The organism is Pseudomonas agarici (assembly GCF_001543125.1).
Classification (GTDB): Bacteria; Pseudomonadota; Gammaproteobacteria; order Pseudomonadales; family Pseudomonadaceae; genus Aquipseudomonas; species Aquipseudomonas agarici.
In genome coordinates, this window is sequence record NZ_CP014135.1 from 5,043,102 (window position 1) to 5,061,296 (window position 18,195).

Annotated in this window: 14 protein-coding genes and 3 tRNA genes; 2 read left to right on the plus strand and 15 right to left on the minus strand. The window is 57.9% G+C overall.

What is annotated here, in order from left to right; translation table 11 throughout:
- Positions 1 to 237: 237 nt before the first annotated feature.
- From AWM79_RS24630 to AWM79_RS22080, 8 genes are all read right to left on the minus strand, one after another.
- On the minus strand, positions 238 to 510 hold the full coding sequence (locus AWM79_RS24630; RefSeq protein WP_002552737.1) for an HU family DNA-binding protein: 273 nt from the start codon (positions 508 to 510) through the stop codon (positions 238 to 240).
- A gap of 163 nt (positions 511 to 673) precedes the next feature.
- Positions 674 to 3,070 carry an endopeptidase La gene (lon, locus tag AWM79_RS22050; protein ID WP_017134088.1) on the minus strand — a complete coding sequence of 799 codons (2,397 nt, stop codon included), beginning with the start codon at positions 3,068 to 3,070 and terminating at the stop codon, positions 674 to 676.
- Positions 3,071 to 3,236: 166 nt separating this feature from the next.
- The gene (gene clpX / locus AWM79_RS22055) at positions 3,237 to 4,520 is read right to left on the minus strand and encodes an ATP-dependent Clp protease ATP-binding subunit ClpX (protein ID WP_017134089.1); all 1,284 of its coding nucleotides are present in this window, start codon (positions 4,518 to 4,520) and stop codon (positions 3,237 to 3,239) included.
- Positions 4,521 to 4,632: 112 nt separating this feature from the next.
- Complete coding sequence (clpP, locus tag AWM79_RS22060) at positions 4,633 to 5,268, minus strand: ATP-dependent Clp endopeptidase proteolytic subunit ClpP (RefSeq protein WP_017134090.1); 636 nt, start codon at positions 5,266 to 5,268, stop codon at positions 4,633 to 4,635.
- Positions 5,269 to 5,361: 93 nt separating this feature from the next.
- On the minus strand, positions 5,362 to 6,672 hold the full coding sequence (gene tig / locus AWM79_RS22065; RefSeq protein ID WP_026013422.1) for a trigger factor: 1,311 nt from the start codon (positions 6,670 to 6,672) through the stop codon (positions 5,362 to 5,364).
- Positions 6,673 to 7,085: 413 nt separating this feature from the next.
- Positions 7,086 to 7,170: transfer RNA gene (locus AWM79_RS22070), tRNA-Leu, on the minus strand.
- A gap of 58 nt (positions 7,171 to 7,228) precedes the next feature.
- A tRNA-His gene (locus AWM79_RS22075) sits at positions 7,229 to 7,304 on the minus strand.
- Between the two features lie 32 nt (positions 7,305 to 7,336).
- Positions 7,337 to 7,413, minus strand: a tRNA-Arg gene (locus tag AWM79_RS22080).
- A gap of 279 nt (positions 7,414 to 7,692) precedes the next feature.
- On the opposite strand from AWM79_RS22080, the gene folD reads away from it, so the two are divergent.
- Complete coding sequence (gene folD / locus AWM79_RS22085) at positions 7,693 to 8,547, plus strand: bifunctional methylenetetrahydrofolate dehydrogenase/methenyltetrahydrofolate cyclohydrolase FolD (protein ID WP_017134092.1); 855 nt, start codon at positions 7,693 to 7,695, stop codon at positions 8,545 to 8,547.
- Between the two features lie 67 nt (positions 8,548 to 8,614).
- Here the strand turns inward: folD and AWM79_RS22090 are convergent, their stop codons facing one another.
- The 6 genes from AWM79_RS22090 to AWM79_RS22115 all read right to left on the minus strand — a co-directional run bounded on the left by AWM79_RS22090 (position 8,615) and on the right by AWM79_RS22115 (position 14,596).
- Positions 8,615 to 10,378, minus strand: coding sequence for an ABC transporter substrate-binding protein (locus AWM79_RS22090; protein ID WP_060783785.1), 1,764 nt, complete (start codon positions 10,376 to 10,378; stop codon positions 8,615 to 8,617).
- Between the two features lie 70 nt (positions 10,379 to 10,448).
- Entirely contained in the window at positions 10,449 to 10,721 is a 273-nt protein-coding gene (locus AWM79_RS22095; RefSeq protein WP_017134093.1) for a DUF2160 domain-containing protein, read from the minus strand.
- 11 nt (positions 10,722 to 10,732) lie between these two features.
- Positions 10,733 to 11,533, minus strand: a complete 801-nt coding sequence (locus AWM79_RS22100; protein WP_017134094.1) for a carbohydrate ABC transporter permease — start codon at positions 11,531 to 11,533, stop codon at positions 10,733 to 10,735.
- 8 nt (positions 11,534 to 11,541) lie between these two features.
- Positions 11,542 to 12,408 carry a carbohydrate ABC transporter permease gene (locus AWM79_RS22105; protein WP_017134095.1) on the minus strand — a complete coding sequence of 289 codons (867 nt, stop codon included), beginning with the start codon at positions 12,406 to 12,408 and terminating at the stop codon, positions 11,542 to 11,544.
- On the minus strand, positions 12,405 to 13,502 hold the full coding sequence (locus AWM79_RS22110) for an ABC transporter ATP-binding protein (RefSeq protein ID WP_060783786.1): 1,098 nt from the start codon (positions 13,500 to 13,502) through the stop codon (positions 12,405 to 12,407). The genes AWM79_RS22105 and AWM79_RS22110 overlap by 4 nt, the downstream gene beginning before the upstream one ends.
- Before the next feature lie 32 nt (positions 13,503 to 13,534).
- Complete coding sequence (locus tag AWM79_RS22115) at positions 13,535 to 14,596, minus strand: ABC transporter ATP-binding protein (RefSeq protein WP_060783787.1); 1,062 nt, start codon at positions 14,594 to 14,596, stop codon at positions 13,535 to 13,537.
- Positions 14,597 to 14,890: 294 nt separating this feature from the next.
- Here AWM79_RS22115 and AWM79_RS22120 point away from each other — a divergent pair, with 294 nt between their 5' ends.
- Positions 14,891 to 16,732: a sigma-54-dependent Fis family transcriptional regulator gene (locus tag AWM79_RS22120; RefSeq protein ID WP_060783788.1), complete on the plus strand. Its 1,842-nt coding sequence runs from the start codon at positions 14,891 to 14,893 to the stop codon at positions 16,730 to 16,732.
- A gap of 65 nt (positions 16,733 to 16,797) precedes the next feature.
- Here the strand turns inward: AWM79_RS22120 and cysS are convergent, their stop codons facing one another.
- The gene (gene cysS / locus AWM79_RS22125) at positions 16,798 to 18,180 is read right to left on the minus strand and encodes a cysteine--tRNA ligase (RefSeq protein ID WP_060783789.1); all 1,383 of its coding nucleotides are present in this window, start codon (positions 18,178 to 18,180) and stop codon (positions 16,798 to 16,800) included.
- Between the last annotated feature and the right edge of the window lie 15 nt (positions 18,181 to 18,195).

Genomic DNA, 18,195 nt, shown 5'->3' on the forward strand with positions numbered 1-18,195 from the left:
GTCCCCCAGAAACGGTTGAACTTCAAAATAGGCAACCGTGGAGCGTGGGTAGAAACCGAATAGAAGAAAGGCGCATCCGAGGATGCGCCTTCTCGTAACGGGCAGAGCGGACGAAGATCGAATTCGACCCTCGGCAGACGGCTCGGCGCTACCCTGAAGGTCTGCCCGAACGCTCTACCGCTCCGCTGCCAAGCCGGGAGTGAACCCGGCCCAGATAGCCAAAGGCTTGAAAGAAACTTAGTTGACCGCTTCTTTAAGTGCTTTACCAGCTTTGAATCCTGGTTTTTTAGCCGCAGCGATTTCCAGTGTCTTACCGGTCTGTGGGTTACGACCAATACGAGCAGGACGATCGGTAACAGAGAAAGTACCGAAACCAACCAGTACAACGGAGTCGCCAGCCTTCAGAGCACCAGTGACGGATTCGATTACTGCGTCCAGTGCACGACCAGCAGCGGCTTTCGGGATATCAGCAGATGCAGCGATGGCATCAATCAGTTCCGACTTGTTCACTCTAAGTCCCCTTATATCTATTGAGTATATTTCTAAGTTTCTTGGTAAAAAGCTAAAACGGGTGCTGATTGGCCTACAGACACTTAAGAGCCGCTTTATAACAAGGGCTCTAAAAAGCTGTCAAGGAAGCTCACCCAGGCCGGATCTCTATGGATGATCTCTATTAATGGGTACTGATTCTTTCCTTGGAGTCCGAATCGCGCTTCTCATCCTTCGCGACGATCTCCGGAACCACATCTGGCAAGGGCTCCGGCGCGTATTGCAGCGCAATTTGCAGGACTTCGTCAATCCATTTAACTGGCTTGATCTGAAGATCCTGTTTGATATTGTCAGGAATTTCCTTCAGATCGCGCACATTTTCTTCTGGAATAATCACAATCTTAATCCCACCACGGTGAGCGGCGAGCAATTTTTCCTTCAAACCACCAATCGCCAACACTTGGCCTCGCAGCGTGATTTCGCCGGTCATCGCAACATCTGCGCGCACAGGGATACCCGTCAAGGCCGACACCAACGCCGTGCACATGCCTACACCGGCGCTAGGACCGTCTTTGGGCGTGGCCCCTTCTGGCATGTGTATATGAGTGTCGCGCTTCTCATGGAAATCCAGCGGGATGCCCAGGCTCTTGGCCCGGCTGCGTACAACGGTGAGGGCCGCGGTGATCGATTCGACCATGACATCACCCAGCGAACCGGTCTTGATCAACTGCCCCTTGCCCGGTACCACCGCTGCTTCGATGGTCAGCAGTTCGCCTCCCACCTGCGTCCAGGCCAGGCCGGTCACCTGACCGATCTGGTCCTGCTGTTCGGCCAGGCCATAGCGGAATTTGCGCACGCCCAGGAAGTGTTCCAGCAGGTCGGCAGTCACCGTCACCGTGAAGCGTTTTTCCAGTGCGTGCTCCTTGACCGCCTTGCGACAGACCTTGGCAATCTGCCGTTCCAGCCCGCGTACACCGGCTTCGCGGGTGTAGTAACGGATGATGTCACGGATCGCCTCGACCTCGAATTCCAACTCACCTTTCTTCAGGCCATTGGCCTGAATCTGCTTGGGAGACAGGTACTTAGTGGCGATATTGATCTTCTCGTCCTCGGTGTAACCCGGCAGGCGGATCACTTCCATCCGATCCAGTAGCGCTGGCGGAATGTTCATCGAGTTGGAGGTGCAGAGGAACATTACATCAGACAGATCGTAGTCGACTTCCAGGTAATGATCGTTGAAATTGTGGTTCTGCTCGGGGTCCAGGACCTCCAACAGAGCCGAGGCCGGATCGCCACGCATATCGCTGCCCATCTTGTCAATTTCATCGAGCAGGAACAGTGGGTTGCGCACCCCCACCTTTGTCATCTTTTGTATCAATCTTCCTGGCATCGAACCGATATAAGTTCGCCGATGACCACGAATTTCCGCCTCGTCACGCACTCCACCAAGGGCCATACGCACGAACTTACGGTTGGTCGCATGGGCAATCGACTCAGCCAGGGAGGTTTTACCCACTCCCGGAGGGCCGACCAGGCACAATACCGGGCCACGAATCTTCTTCACGCGCTTCTGCACGGCGAGGTATTCGAGAATCCGTTCCTTGACTTCATCCAGACCATAATGATCGGCATCGAGAATATCCTCGGCCCGCTTAAGGTCCAGGCGCACTTTGCTTTGGGCCTTCCAGGGCACCTGCACCAGCCAGTCGAGGTAGGAACGCACGACCGTGGCCTCAGCCGACATCGGCGACATCTGCTTGAGCTTGTTCAGCTCGGCCTGGGCCTTGGTCAGGGCATCTTTGGGCAGGCCGGCGGCATCGATCCGCTTTCTCAGCTCTTCGATTTCATTATGGCCTTCGTCGCCATCGCCCAGCTCTTTCTGAATGGCCTTCATCTGCTCATTCAGGTAGTACTCGCGCTGGCTACGCTCCATTTGCTTCTTGACGCGGCCACGGATGCGTTTTTCAACCTGCAGCAGGTCGATTTCAGCATCTAACAATGCCAGGACGTGTTCGACACGGGCCGGCAGTTCGACGATTTCAAGAATTTCCTGTTTCTGCTCGATCTTCAGCGCCATGTGAGCGGCCATGGTATCGACCAGGCGGCTTGGCTCATCGATACTGTTCAACGAGGACAAAACCTCGGCCGGCACCTTTTTGCCCAGTTGCACATACTGCTCGAACTGCGACAACAGGCTGCGCACGAAGACTTCGGACTCTCGGTCCGGTGCATCGGTCTCTTCGATCAGCGCCACTTGCGCACGGCAGTGGCCATCGACTTCGCTAAAAAGCTCGACGGTGCCGCGCTGCTCGCCTTCCACAAGCACCTTGACGGTACCATCGGGTAGCTTGAGCAGTTGCAGGACGGTAGCCACGGTACCGACTCGATACAATGCCTCTTCGCCCGGGTCATCATCGGCGGGATTACGTTGGGCCAACAGCAGGATCTGCTTGTCGCCCATCATCGCGGCTTCGAGAGCTTCGATAGACTTCTCGCGCCCCACGAACAGCGGGATAACCATGTGCGGATACACCACGACATCACGCAATGGCAGGAGAGGCAATTCGATGGTTGTCTTCATGATTTCGCCTCTACGGCGGCCATAAGGCCGTAAACGGATGAAAGTAAGCTTGGACCCAAGATGGGGGCTGCTTGGAAAAAAAACAAGCACCCTATCAGGAAAAGCAAAGGGGCAGGAAAAGCAAAAGGGGCCAGAAGGCCCCCTTTTAGGTCACACGCTGTAACACTTACGCGTCAGGTGCGGCCTTGGCGGTCGGTTCGTTGTTTTCATAGATATACAACGGCTTGGACTTGCCTTCTATAACGCTTTCGTCAATCACCACCTTACTCACCTCGGACTGCGAGGGAATTTCGTACATGGTATCGAGCAAGACGCCTTCGAGGATCGAACGCAGGCCACGAGCTCCCGTCTTGCGCTCCAGGGCACGCTTGGCCACGGATTTCAGCGCATCGGTACGAAACTCGAGGTCAACTCCTTCCATTTCGAACAACTTGGCGTATTGCTTGGTCAACGCGTTCTTCGGTTCGGTGAGGATCTGCATCAGTGCCGCCTCATCCAGTTCGTCCAGCGTGGCCAGGACCGGCAGGCGGCCGACGAATTCCGGGATCAGACCAAACTTGACCAGATCGTCAGGTTCGACTTCACGCAGGGACTCCCCCACCTTCTTGCCTTCTTCCTTGCTACGCACTTCGGCGCTGAAGCCGATGCCACCCTTGGTCGAGCGGTTCTGGATGACCTTTTCCAGGCCCGAGAACGCTCCACCGCAGATAAACAGGATGTTGCGGGTATCGACCTGCAAGAACTCCTGTTGTGGGTGCTTACGCCCGCCCTGAGGCGGAACGGAGGCCACTGTGCCTTCGATCAGCTTCAGCAAGGCTTGTTGCACGCCTTCACCGGAAACGTCGCGAGTGATCGACGGGTTATCGGACTTGCGGGAAATCTTGTCGATTTCATCGATGTAGACAATACCCATCTGGGCTTTTTCCACATCGTAGTCGCACTTCTGCAACAGTTTCTGAATAATGTTTTCCACGTCCTCGCCCACATAACCCGCCTCGGTGAGGGTGGTTGCATCGGCGATGGTGAATGGCACATTCAGCAGACGAGCCAGGGTTTCGGCCAGCAGAGTCTTACCCGAGCCGGTCGGGCCGATCAGCAGGATATTGCTTTTGCCGAGTTCGACGTCGTCATTTTTCTTGTCACGCTGGTTCAAACGCTTGTAGTGGTTGTAGACCGCTACTGCCAGAACCTTTTTTGCACGCTCCTGACCAATCACATACTGATCAAGGATGCCGCTGATTTCTTTAGGCGAAGGCAATTTATGCGCGCTGCTTTCCGCCTGTGCTTCCTGCACCTCCTCACGGATGATGTCATTGCACAGGTCGACGCACTCGTCGCAGATAAAGACCGAGGGGCCGGCAATCAATTTGCGTACTTCATGCTGGCTTTTGCCACAGAAGGAGCAATAGAGCAGCTTGCCGTTGTCCTCGCCGTTGCGGGTGTCAGTCATTCGTTCGATCCAAATCCGATAGGCTTGCAGCACAAGATGAAGGCTATTGCGGGCTTTTTCAAGCCCGCTGGTGATCGGAGCAGCCGACCACCCCTATTTTGAGCTGCTTATTTTACGCGGGGCGCTGGGTGATCACTTCATCGATCAGGCCGTATGCCTTCGCAGCTTCCGCACTCATGAAGTTGTCGCGATTGGTATCGCGCTCGATTTCTTCAAGGGTGCGCCCGCTATGCTTGGCCATCAACGTGTTGAGCCGCTCACGAATGAAGAGGATTTCCTTGGCATGAATTTCGATATCCGACGCCTGGCCCTGGAAACCACCCAGTGGCTGGTGAATCATCACACGCGAGTTGGGCAGGCAGAAGCGCTTGCCGTGGGCACCTGCCGTTAGCAGGAACGCCCCCATGCTGCACGCCTGACCGATACAGGTGGTCGACACGTTTGGCTTGATGAACTGCATGGTGTCATAGATCGACATGCCCGCCGTCACCGAACCGCCCGGGGAGTTGATATAGAGATGAATATCCTTGTCCGGGTTTTCCGCTTCAAGGAACAGCAATTGCGCACAAATCAGGTTGGCCATGTAGTCCTCAACCGGGCCCACCAGGAAAATCACCCGCTCCTTGAGAAGCCGCGAGTAGATATCATAGGCGCGCTCGCCACGAGCGGACTGCTCGACAACCATCGGGACCAGGCCACCGGCGGCCTGAATATCAGAGTTCTGCTGAATATAGGAATTACGGAACATGCTCTGCAGTCACTCCCAAATAGTCATGTCTTGAATACGCATAAGCCAGCGCGAGGCTGGCTTATGGTGGGTATTTTCCAACGAGTCAGAAAATCAGTCGGCTTGTGGAGCTTCCACCGGCTTGACTGCTTCTTCGTAGGAGACCGATTTATCGGTCACATTCGCCTTCTGCAGAACAGTATCCACAACTTGTTCTTCCAGCACAACCGAACGAACTTCGTTCAACTGCTGGTCGTTCTTGTAGTACCAGGACACAACTTGCTCTGGCTCCTGGTAGGCCGAGGCCATTTCCTGAATCAGTTCGCGAACGCGGGTTTCGTCTGGCTTGAGGTCGAATTGCTTGACCACTTCGGCCACGATCAGGCCCAGTACCACACGGCGCTTGGCTTGCTCTTCGAATAGCTCGGCCGGCAGTTGGTCAGGCTTGATGTTGCCGCCGAACTGCTGAACGGCCTGCACGCGCAGGCGGTTCACTTCGTTGTCCAGCAGCGCCTTCGGCACTTCGATCGGGTTGGCGGCCAGCAGACCGTCCATCACCTGGTTCTTGACCTTGGACTTGATCGCCTGACGCAGCTCACGCTCCATGTTCTTGCGAACTTCGGCGCGGAAGCCTTCCAGACCGCTTTCCTTGATACCGAACTGGGCGAAGAACGCCTCGTTCAGCTCAGGCAGAGTCGGAGCGGAAACGCTGTTCACGGTCACGCTGAACTCGGCGACTTTGCCCGCCAGGTCCAGATTCTGATAATCCGCTGGGAAGGTCAGGTTCAGAACGCGTTCTTCACCGGCCTTGGCGCCCACCAGGCCATCTTCGAAGCCTGGGATCATGCGATTGGAACCCAGGACCAGTTGGGTGCCCTTGGCGGAACCGCCAGCGAACTCTTCGCCGTCGACCTTGCCAACGAAATCGATGTTCAACTGGTCTTCGTTCTGGGCGGCACGCTCGGCCACTTCGAAACGGGTGTTCTGCTTGCGCAGGACTTCCAGCATCTTGTCCAGGTCGGCATCAGCCACTTCAGCGCTCAGGCGCTCTACCGCAATGGACTCGAAACCGGCAACGGTAAATTCAGGGAACACCTCGAAAGTCGCGATGTATTCCAGGTCCTTGCCTTTTTCCAGCACTTTGGGCTCGACCGAAGGCTGGCCAGCAGGGTTGAGCTTCTGCTCGACCACGGCCTCGTAGAAGGAGGCCTGGATCACCTCGCCCACCGCTTCTTGACGGGCATCAGTTTCATAACGCTGACGGATCACGCTCATTGGCACCTTGCCAGGACGGAAGCCAGCGATCTTGGCCTTTTGGGCAGTCTGCTGCAGACGCTTGTTGACCTGGGTCTCGATGCGCTCAGCTGGCACGGTAATGCTCATGCGGCGCTCAAGAGCCGATGTACTTTCAACAGAAACTTGCATGGATATTCCTCGTTGCACAGACGTTAGCCGGCCGTTTCCGACCTCAGAAGCAAGGGCATGCATTCTAGTGGGTCATACTCAAGAAGTCACCCTACTGAAAACGGGTAAAAAACAGCAGGCAATTATTTGCCGGAACAGACTGTTGGCGGCCCGCCCGGCAACACGCATTCACTCACGTCGCAGCCTCGGCCAGCCTATATATATAGAAGGACTGCTCAGCCGGTGCCCCGACGATCGGTCTGCCAGACAGACCGAAGGTTGAACCGGTATCATCCAGCAACAATAAGGCCATGCCGATGCATGCCACCCTATCCGCCCCAAACCGGCGACATCACTGGAGCTGCCGGGACATCCGAAACAAAAACGGCGCAGCCCCTTTTCAGGTACTGCACCGTTCTTAATTTCAAGCTAATTGGTGCGGACGGAGAGACTCGAACTCTCACGCCTTGCGGCGCTGGAACCTAAATCCAGTGTGTCTACCAATTCCACCACGTCCGCGGGTCAAACTCTTAAAGCAAAGACGCCAGATCATTAATCTGGCGTCTTTATCCGAATATGGGGTGGACGATGGGGATCGAACCCACGACAACAGGAGTCACAATCCTGTGCTCTACCAACTGAGCTACGCCCACCATATTGCGTTACTTGTGCCAAAGCTGCCTAATGGCGCACCCGGCAGGACTCGAACCTGCGACCATCCGCTTAGAAGGCGGATGCTCTATCCAGCTGAGCTACGGGCGCCTTATTAATCTGCATTCTATTACGACTACAAACTAAGTGCTTCAATCTTGCACAGCTGAACATCAACTCTGCTCGACCTTCTCAACCAGTGCTAGGCTGTGCCCGACAAGTGCGACGAATGTTATAGGTGAGCCTGAAGGCCGTCAACTATTTTCTAAAAAAAATTCAGAAATATAAAGGAGTTAGGGGAATAACCAGACCAAGCGCCTTTGCCCTGGGGTCATGGCGTGCGAGAATGCGCACTCTTTTTCAACCCCTTTCGATGGTTAATCACGCGTCATGACTGCACAACTAATCGACGGCAAAGCGATCGCCGCCCGTCTGCGCCAGCAGATCGCCAAGCGTGTCGCCGAGCGTCGCCAGCAGGGCCTGCGTATGCCAGGCCTCGCAGTGATTCTGGTCGGCAGCGATCCCGCCTCTCAGGTTTATGTCTCGCACAAGCGCAAGGACTGTGAAGAAGTCGGCTTTATTTCCCAAGCCTATGACTTGCCTGGCGAAACCACACAACAGGCGCTGACCGATCTGATCGATCGCCTGAATGACGATCCGAGCATCGACGGCGTGCTATTGCAATTGCCGCTGCCGGCACACCTGGACGCCTCCAGGTTGCTGGAGCGCATTCGTCCGGATAAAGACGTGGATGGCTTTCATCCTTATAACGTCGGTCGCCTGGCCCAACGCATCCCGCTGCTGCGTCCCTGTACCCCGAAAGGCATCATGGCCTTGCTGGAAAGCACGGGGGCCGATCTTTACGGGATGGATGCGGTTATTGTCGGTGCATCGAATATCGTGGGCCGGCCAATGGCCATGGAACTGTTGCTGGCCGGTTGCACCGTGACCGTAACCCACCGTTTCACCCAGGACCTCGCCGGCCACGTTGGCCGTGCCGATCTGGTAGTGGTAGCCGCCGGCAAACCGGGACTGGTCAAGGGCGAGTGGATCAAGGAAGGGGCCATCGTGATCGACGTGGGCATCAACCGCCAGGAAGACGGCAAGCTGGTCGGCGATGTGGTGTATGAGACGGCCCTGCCCCGCGCCGGGTGGATCACTCCGGTGCCAGGCGGCGTAGGCCCGATGACCCGCGCCTGCCTGCTGGAAAATACCCTGTATGCGGCCGAGTCGCTGCATGTCTGACCACCATTAGTGACCATCGACGACAAAGGCCCCCTGGGTGCCTTTGTCGTTTTACAGCCGCAGTTGATTACTGGCGGGCGTCCGCCCAGCTTTTCAGCAGTTCGTTGTAATTAATGGTCTCGCCCTTGGGCTTCTCGTTGGCCAGTTTGCGCTGCGGCGCACCGCCGACGGCCTCACCCTTCCTGTACCACTCCTCAGCGGTGGTTGGCGGGTTCATCTTCGGCGCACAACCGCTCTTTTCCTGCGCCTTGGAACGCTCAAGCCGCGTCAGGATCGCGTCCTGATCCTTGGCCAGGCCATCCAGCGCCTGCTGCGCGGTCTTCTCACCCGTGACGGCCTCGGCCACATGGCTCCACCACAACTGCGCCAGCTTCGGATAATCCGGTACGTTGGTGCCTGTCGGCGTCCATTGCACCCGCGCCGGGCTGCGGTAGAACTCCACCAGGCCACCCAGCTTCGGTGCCAGCTCGGTCATGGCCGGGGAATTGATGTCCGACTCGCGAATGGGGGTCAAGCCAACAATGGTTTTCTTCAGGGATACGGTTTTCGAGGTCACGAACTGCGCATAGAGCCAGGCCGCCATGCGCTGTTTCTCGGGTGTCGAATAAAGGAAGGTCCAGGAACCGACATCCTGATACCCAAGCTTCATACCTTCTTTCCAGTAAGGCCCCTTGGGCGACGGCGCCATCCGCCATTTTGGCGTGCCGTCGGCATTCATCACCGCCAGCCCCGGCTTGGTCATGTCGGCGGTGAACGCGGTATACCAGAAGATCTGCTGGGCGATATTGCCTTGCGACGGCACCGGCCCGGACTCGGAGAAGGTCATGCCCGCCGCCTCGGGAGGCGCATACGCCTTGAGCCAGTCGATGTATTTCTGCGTGGCGAAGACCGCCGCCGGACCGTTGGTGTCGCCGCCGCGGGTAATGCTCGACCCCACCGGATGGCAATCCTCTACCCGGATCCCCCATTCATCCACCGGCAAGCCGTTGGGCAGACCCTTGTCGCCGCCGCCAGCCATGGAAAACCAGGCATCGGTGAAACGCCAACCCAGGGACGGATCCTTCTTGCCATAGTCCATGTGGCCATACACGCGTTTGCCATCGATCTCCCTGACGTCCTCGCTGAAGAATTTGGCAATGTCCTCATAGGCCGACCAGTTGACCGGCACTCCTAGTTCATAACCGTACTTCGCCTTGAACCTGGCCTTTAGATCCGCCCGCTCGAACCAGTCGGCACGAAACCAGTAGAGGTTAGCGAACTGCTGGTCCGGCAGTTGGTAGACCTTGCCGTCCGGTGCGGTGGTAAAGGACAGGCCGATGAAGTCCTTGATATCCAGGGTGGGCGAAGTGACTTGCTTGCCGGCATCGCTGGCCATCAGTTCGTCCAGCGATTGTGCCTTGCCATAACGGAAATGCGTACCGATCAGGTCAGAGTCGTTGACCCAGCCATCATAGATATTCTTGTCCGACTGCATCTGGGTCTGGATCTTCTCGATCACGTCGCCTTCCTGCAGCAAGTCATGGGTCACTTTGATCCCGGTGATTTCAGTAAAAGCCTTGGCCAGGGTCTTGGATTCATACTCGTGGGTGGTCAGGGTTTCCGAGACCACCTTGATATCCATTCCGCGAAAGGGTTCGGCAGCCTTGATAAACCACGTCAACTCCGCGAGCTGCTGCTCGGGGGTCAGGGTCGAGGGCTTGAATTCCGCGCCTATCCATTTTTTTGCCGCGTCTTCGTAGGCATCCGCCCAGGCTGTCGCGCTCAAGCCACCGAGCGCCAGCATCGAAGCCAACGTCACGCTATGTCGAAGCTTATTGTTTTTATAGAACATAGACACCTCCAGATGATTTCCACGTAGCCCACTTGCCAAGAGATCCGAAACCAGTCGCCGTGCTTGCCGGCTAACCCCAACGCATCACCACCCACAGCCATGCCAAGGCCAGCAACGACCCGATCCACAGGCTCCAGTCGGTGACACCGATGACCAGCAAATGCAGGAAGGCGCTGAGCAGGAGCCCGATAAACAAACGATCGCCACGACCGGTGGTGATCGGCAGAAAACCTCGCCGCTCGATACACGGTGAACGCAGTTCCCAGACCGTCATGCCGATCAGCAGCAACGCGATAGCGCCGAAGAAGGTAGCGGTCAGTGGGGTCCAGGCCATCCAATCCATCATGCGACTCCTCAGACCCGACCGAGGGCGAAGCCCTTGACCACATGGTTGCGAACAAACCAGATCACCAGCACGCCGGGCAGGATAGTCAGCACGCCCGCCGCCGCCAGCACCCCCCAATCAATTCCCGAGGCCGACACCGTGCGGGTCATCACCGCCGCAATGGGCTTGGCATTGACCGACGTCAGGGTGCGCGCCAGCAACAATTCGACCCAAGAAAACATGAAGCAGAAAAAAGCCGTCACACCGATCCCCGAGCCAATCAGCGGGACAAAGATTTTTACGAAGAATTTGGCAAAGCTGTAGCCGTCGATATAGGCGGTTTCGTCGATTTCCTTCGGCACACCGGACATGAAGCCCTCCAATATCCACACCGCCAGGGGCACATTGAACAGGCAATGCGCCAGGGCCACGGCAATCGGCGTATCGAACAGGCCGATGGACGAATACAACTGGAAGAACGGCAACAGGAACACCGCCGGCGGCGCCATACGGTTGGTCAACAACCAGAAGAACAGATGCTTGTCGCCGAGAAACCGATAGCGTGAGAACGCATAGGCCGCTGGCAGCGCCACGGTCAGGGAAATCACTGTGTTGAGGCTGACGTAGTACAACGAGTTGATATAGCCGCTGTACCAGCTTGGGTCAGTGAAAATCACCCGATAGTTCGCCAAGGTGAAATCGCGCGGAAACAGAGTCAGCCCGCCGAGGATCTCGGTATTGCTCTTGAACGACATGTTCAGCAGCCAGTAAATGGGTACCAGCAGGAACAGGATGTAGATCAGCAAGGGAACCAGCTTGCGTGCGTTCATGACAAACCTCAGCGCTTGGCATCGGCGTGGGTCATGGCGGTATAGAACAACCAGGACACCAACAGGATGATCAGGAAGTACACCAGCGAAAACGCCGCCGCCGGTCCCAGGTCGAATTGGCCGATAGCCATCTGAGTCAGGGTCTGGCTGAGGAAGGTGGTGGCATTGCCCGGCCCGCCGCCTGTCAGCACGAAGGGTTCGGTGTAGATCATGAAACTGTCCATGAAGCGCAGCATCACCGCGATCAACAACACGCTCTTCATCTTCGGCAGTTGGATATATCGGAACACCGCCCAGGCCGAGGCCCGGTCGATGCGCGCCGCCTGGTAATAGACATCCGGAATCGCCCGCAGCCCCGAGTAGCAGAGCAATGCCACCAGCGACGTCCAGTGCCAGACATCCATCACCAGCACCGTGACCCAGGCGTCCATGGTGTTGGCCGCATAGTTGTAGTTCAAACCCAGGGCATTGAGGGTCCAGCCCAGCAGCCCGATATCCGCCCTGCCAAAGATCTGCCAGATGGTCCCCACCACGTTCCACGGGATCAGCAGCGGAATCGCCAGCACGATCAGCACCAGCGAGGACCAGCGCCCCTTGGTCGGCATGGTCAGGGCGATGGCGATACCCAGCGGAATCTCGATCGCCAGCACACAGGCTGAATAGATGAACTGGCGCAGCAGCGAATCGTGCAGGCGTGGGTCCCGTAGCACCTGCCGATACCAGTCGGCACCGACAAAGTAGCGACTGGACTGGTCGAAGATGTCCTGTACCGAATAGTTGACCACCGTCATCATCGGCACCACCGCACTGAACGCCACCAGCAGGAAAACCGGCAATACCAGCCACCAGGCCTTGTTGTTGCGCACCTTGTTCATGGGTTGACCTCCAACAGCCGATCATCGGCATAGACCATCAACCATTGCGCCGGGAAACTGATCCAGGCCTTGCCTTGCGGCACCGGTTTGTCTTCCTGCAGGCGGACCTTGAGCATCTGGCCATCCAGGTCGAGGGTCATGATCTTGTAGGTTCCAAGATCCTCGATATGTCGGACTTGGGCACACAACGCTTCCTCGTAAGCCTCATCCCAGACACGCACGAACTCGGGGCGAATGCCGACTTGCAGGCGGCGCCAACCACCGGCGGCAATCCGCTGCCGCAAGGCTTCGGACAACTCCAGATGGGTATTGGCAAAACCGACGCCACCGAGCCTGGGCTGCACGTCGATCAGGTTCATCCCAGGGCTGCCGATGAAATAGCCGACAAAGGTATGGCTGGGCCGCTCGAACAACTCCCGTGGCGTGCCGAACTGGACGATCTGCCCGCCATACATCACGGCGATCTTGTCGGCAAAGGTCGAAGCCTCCAATTGGTCGTGGGTCACGTAGACCATGGTGATATTGAATTGCTCGTGGATCTGCTTGAGCTTGCGTCGCAGCTTCCACTTCAAGTGCGGGTCGATCACCGTCAACGGCTCGTCGAAGAGAATCGCCGAGACATCGTCGCGTACCAACCCACGCCCCATCGAAACCTTCTGCTTTTCATCGGCACTCAGGTTGCTGGCCTTACGTTGCAACAGCGGTTGCAGGTCGAGCACCTCGGCGATTTCCTGAACCTTGCTCAACACCCGCGATTCGGTCATACCCTGGTTGCGCAAGGGAAAGGCCAGGTTGTCGAACACCGTCATGGTGTCGTAGACCACCGGGAACTGGAACACCTGGGCAATATTGCGTTTTTCCGGGCTCAGTGCGTTGACTACCGTGGTGTCGAACAGCACCTGCCCCTGCGATGGGCTGAGCAGCCCGGAAATGATATTGAGCAGGGTCGACTTGCCACACCCCGATGGCCCCAGCAGCGCATAGGCACCGCCCTGCTCCCAGATATGGTTCATCTCGTGAATGGCATAATCTTCGGCACCGGTTGGGTTCTGGCTGTAGCTGTGGGCCAGGTTTCGTAACTGGATCCGCGCCATCAGGCAACCCTCGCCACACGTCGACCCGGCGCCTAGACCAGTTGGCCCTGTGCGTCGAACACAAAGAGTTTGTGAGTCGGGATGTAGATACGGATCGACGCATCGACGTCGTAGGCATGCACCCCAGGCAAATGCAGCACCAGTTGGAACTGTTCGTTGCGCACATGGAGAAAGGTCTCCGAGCCGCTGATTTCCGCCAACTCCACGGTCACCGCCAGCTCCAAGTCGTCATCGTTGCTCGGCACCAGACGGATATGGCTTGGCCGTACACCGAAACGGAATTCACCTTCGCCAACCGGACACAGGTCGACGTTCAGCGGAAAATGCACGAAGTTGGCGAAACTGACCTCGTTGCCGAGAATCCGGCCCGGCATCAGGTTGATCGGCGGCTCGGAAAACAGTTGCGCCGCCAATACCGTTCGCGGCTGGTGATAGACCGCAGGCGTACTATCGCTCTGGATGATCCGCCCCTCGTGGACGAGGGTGGTGGTGCCGCCCAGGGCCAAAGCCTCGTTGGGCTCGGTGGTGGCATACACCGCAATGGTGTGGCGTGCCTTGAACAGCTCACGCATTTCCTGGCGCAGTTCTTCGCGCAGCTTGTAGTCGAGGTTGACCAGCGGCTCGTCGAACAAGATCAACTCGGCATCCTTGACCAGCGCCCTGGCCATCGCCGTGCGCTGTTGCTGGCCGCCGGAAAGCTCAAGCGGATGACGTTGCAGGAACTTCTCGATGCGTAGCATCCGTGCGGTTTCCAGCACCTTGGCCTGGATCTGCTCCGCCGGCATCCGCGCCTGACGCAGCGGCGAGGCAATGTTCTCGAATACCGTCATGGTCGGATAGTTGATGAACTGCTGGTACACCATCGATACGTTGCGCAAGCGCACCGCACGCCCGGTGACATCCACGCCATTCATCAGCACCCGTCCGCCGTCGGGCTTGTCCAGGCCGGCCATCAGGCGCATAAGACTGGTCTTGCCGGACAGCGTGCGCCCCAACAGGACATTGAAGGACCCAGGTTCGAAACTCAGGCTCGCCTCCTCGATCCAGACCTGCCCCTCGACCACACGACTGACGCGCTCCAGCGTTAAAGACATGGCTCGACCTTTTTATTATTGAAAGCAAATGCCACACATCGCTCAACCGCCAGAGCGACATCCGTGCCAGAAACGCAAAACACTGCGCAACCCCTCGGAGCAGAGCCCCGGACAGTGAAGATCGAAGGCTATAGCGGGTTCATGACTGAACAGAAATGAACAACCTCGAGTGAACAGATGAACACTTCGAGCGTTGACAATGAACACAAGTGAACAACACTAAACGAATGCTTGTTTGGCTCGATTGCGCCCGCCCACAACAAAAACAATAAAGCACCCAGGAGATCGACAGCCATGGCCGTTGCCCCTCTCAGTCACGACACCATCATCCAGGACTCCTGGAGCCGCTGCCGCCGCTTCGGCTTGAGCCACCAGTGCGCGCCGGCGTTCGATCAGTTGCCGGCCCACGAGGTCGCGCAACTGATCGACAGTCAACAGGCACTGGTGCAGACCACCCATCAGGAAGTGCTGCCGTACTACGAGAACATCCTCAGTAATTCCAACTGCCTGATCATGCTCGCCGACAATCAGGGCCAGGTCCTCACCTCCTGGGGCACCCAGCGGTTTATCGAGCCCAAGTTGCAGCGCGGCTTCAGCGCCGGGGCTAGTTGGATGGAACGCTGCACCGGCACCAATGCCATCGGCACCGCCCTGGCCTGCGGGCAGGCGGTGCATATCGAGCACGATGAACACTTCCTCAAGGCCAACCGCTTCATGAGCGGCTCCGCGGCGCCGATCTTCGATGCCAGCCGGCAGGTCATTGCCGTGCTGGATGTGTCCAGCGACAGCTACCTGCCACCCTCCCACACCCTGGGCATCGTCAAGATGATGAGCCAGACGGTGGAGAACCGACTGATCCTCAATCTGTTCGAGGGCAAACAGTTCCAACTGGTGTTCAATACCGGCCTGAACAACCTCGACAGCCAGTGGGCCGGGCTGCTGATCTTCGATGACAGCGGCCAGGTGCTCTCGGCCAATCGCCGCGCGGACAACCTGCTGGGCATCCGCCTGGCACGGGTCGGCATCGATAGCCTGTTCAATGTCTCGTTGCTGGAGCTGCTCAACCAACCCGAAGGCCTGCCCTTTGCCTTGCAAGCCTCGGGGCGCAACCGCTTTCATTGCCTGCTCAAGCGGCCACAGTGCCGTCCGATCAAGCCGCGGGTATTTGCCGAAGCCAAGCCGCGAACCGAGACCACGACGGACAGATCAAGCCTCAAGGGCCTGCATTGGGGTGAAAAGCGGGTGGAGAAAGCCATACGTCAGGCGCAACGCCTGCAGGAAAAAGGCATTGCGTTGCTGATCCACGGCGAGACCGGGGTCGGTAAGGAAGTTTTCGTCAAGGCCTTGCACCAGGCTGGCTCACGCGCCATACAGCCCTTGATCGCGGTGAACTGTGCGGCCATTCCGGCGGAGTTGGTGGAGTCGGAACTGTTCGGCTACGAGAAAGGCGCCTTTACCGGGGCCAACCAGAAAGGCCATATCGGGCTGATCCGCCAAGCTGACAAGGGCACGCTGTTTCTCGATGAAATCGGCGACATGCCGCTGCCGACCCAGGCTCGCTTGCTGCGAGTATTGCAGGAACGCTGTGTGCAACCGGTGGGCGGCAGCGAGGCTTATCCGGTGGATATTCGCCTGGTTTCGGCGACCAACCGTTCGTTGCGCCAGCAGATCCAAAACGGTCTGTTTCGCGAAGACTTGTACTACCGCATCGGCGGCCTGACCCTGGAGTTGCCGCCCTTGCGCGAGCGCACCGACAAACAGGCGCTGTTTCAGCAGATTTGGGAGCGGCATCGGGAAAGCCCGCAATGGGCCGGGTTGAGCCGGGAGGTACTGGAGCTGTTCGACCGACACCCCTGGCCCGGTAACATCCGCCAGCTCGATAGCGTGATTCAGGTGGCATTGGCGATGGCCGAGGATCAGCCGATTCGCGCCGAACATCTACCGGATGATTTTTTCGTCGATCTCGGCCTGACCGGCAGGGAGTCGATCCCGTTGCAGAGCAAACCCGCGTTGGAACACGTCGATGATCTGAACCAGTTGCTCAAGGCCTCCGGCGGGAATATTTCCCATCTGGCCCGACAACTCGGGGTCAGTCGCAATACCTTGTACAAACGCCTGCGGCAACTCGAGACCTGAAGGCCCACCAGCGCCGCAAAACAGCAGCCCGCGCCCGGCGGGCTTCTGTCAATTCAAGCTAGCGCTCAGTCAGCCAGACGCCAGGTGGTACCACCCTTACCGTCTTCCAGCACCACGCCCATCGCGCTGATCTGGTCGCGAATGCGGTCGGATTCGGCCCAGTCCTTGTTGGCCCGCGCCGCCAGGCGAGCCTGGATCAGTGCTTGGACTTCAGCCGCGTCGACCCGCCCCTGGGCGCCTGCCCGCAGGAAGTCATCGGCGTCCAACTGCAAGACACCGAGCACGTTGGCCAGCTCCTTCAAGCGCGCCGCCAGAGCCGCCGCCGCATTGACATCGCTCTCGCGCAGGCGATTGATCTCGCGCACCATCTCGAACAATACCGCACAGGCTTCCGGCGTCCCGAAGTCGTCGTTCATCACCTGGGTGAAACGCTCGACAAAGGCTTCGCCGCCGGCAGCCGGCACGCTCGGCAGGCCTTTCAACGCGTGGTAGAAACGCTCCAGGGCGGCCTTGGCGTCCTTGAGGTTGTCTTGCGAATAGTTGATCGCGCTGCGGTAGTGGCTCGACACCAGCAGATAACGCACGACCTCCGGGTGATACTTGTGCAGCACATCGCGAATGGTGAAGAAGTTGTTCAACGACTTGGACATCTTCTCGCCGTTGATGCGAATCATGCCGCAATGCATCCAGGCATTAGCGTAGGTCTTGCCAGTGGCGGCCTCGCTCTGGGCGATTTCGTTTTCATGGTGCGGGAACTCAAGGTCACTGCCACCGCCATGAATGTCGAACGTCTCGCCCAGGCAGCAGGTGGACATCACCGAGCATTCGATATGCCAGCCCGGACGCCCGGCGCCCCACGGCGACTCCCAGCTCGGTTCACCCGCTTTGGCGGCTTTCCACAGGACGAAATCCAGCGGGTCTTGCTTCGCTTCGTCGACCTCGATCCGCGCACCGATGCGCAGGTCTTCGATCTTCTTGCGCGACAGCTTGCCGTAGCCCAGGAACTTGCCAACGCGGTAATACACGTCACCGTTGCCCGGCGCGTAGGCGTAGCCCTTGTCGATCAGAGTCTGGATCATGGCGTGCATGCCCGGAATGTGATCGGTGGCGCGCGGTTCCATGTCCGGCTTGAGGATGTTCAGGCGCGCCTCATCCTCGTGCATCGCGGCGATCATGCGCTCGGTCAGCGCTTGGAACGATTCGCCATTCTCCCTGGCCCGATTGATGATCTTGTCGTCGATGTCGGTGATGTTACGCACATAGGTCAGGTCATAACCGCAAAAACGCAGCCAGCGGGTCACCAGGTCGAAAGCGATCATGCTGCGACCGTGGCCCAGGTGGCAATAGTCATACACCGTCATCCCGCAGACATACAGGCGTACCTTGTTGCCATCCAGCGGCTTGAAGACTTCTTTACTCTTGGTGAGCGTGTTGTAGATGCTTAGCACAAAAGGTTCCTTAAC

Excerpts from the sequence above, each read along its gene's own strand:
- clpX (WP_017134089.1), bottom strand. The coding sequence starts at position 4,520 with ATGACTGACACCCGCAACGGCGAGGACAACGGCAAGCTGCTCTATTGC.
- AWM79_RS22110 (WP_060783786.1), bottom strand. The coding sequence starts at position 13,502 with ATGGCGCGGATCCAGTTACGAAACCTGGCCCACAGCTACAGCCAGAAC.
- AWM79_RS22090 (WP_060783785.1), bottom strand. The coding sequence starts at position 10,378 with ATGTTCTATAAAAACAATAAGCTTCGACATAGCGTGACGTTGGCTTCG.
- AWM79_RS22100 (WP_017134094.1), bottom strand. The coding sequence starts at position 11,533 with ATGAACGCACGCAAGCTGGTTCCCTTGCTGATCTACATCCTGTTCCTG.
- tig (WP_026013422.1), bottom strand. The coding sequence starts at position 6,672 with ATGCAAGTTTCTGTTGAAAGTACATCGGCTCTTGAGCGCCGCATGAGC.
- AWM79_RS22105 (WP_017134095.1), bottom strand. The coding sequence starts at position 12,408 with ATGAACAAGGTGCGCAACAACAAGGCCTGGTGGCTGGTATTGCCGGTT.
- AWM79_RS22095 (WP_017134093.1), bottom strand. The coding sequence starts at position 10,721 with ATGGATTGGATGGCCTGGACCCCACTGACCGCTACCTTCTTCGGCGCT.
- AWM79_RS22120 (WP_060783788.1), top strand. The coding sequence starts at position 14,891 with ATGGCCGTTGCCCCTCTCAGTCACGACACCATCATCCAGGACTCCTGG.
- folD (WP_017134092.1), top strand. The coding sequence starts at position 7,693 with ATGACTGCACAACTAATCGACGGCAAAGCGATCGCCGCCCGTCTGCGC.
- lon (WP_017134088.1), bottom strand. The coding sequence starts at position 3,070 with ATGAAGACAACCATCGAATTGCCTCTCCTGCCATTGCGTGATGTCGTG.
- AWM79_RS22115 (WP_060783787.1), bottom strand. The coding sequence starts at position 14,596 with ATGTCTTTAACGCTGGAGCGCGTCAGTCGTGTGGTCGAGGGGCAGGTC.
- clpP (WP_017134090.1), bottom strand. The coding sequence starts at position 5,268 with ATGTTCCGTAATTCCTATATTCAGCAGAACTCTGATATTCAGGCCGCC.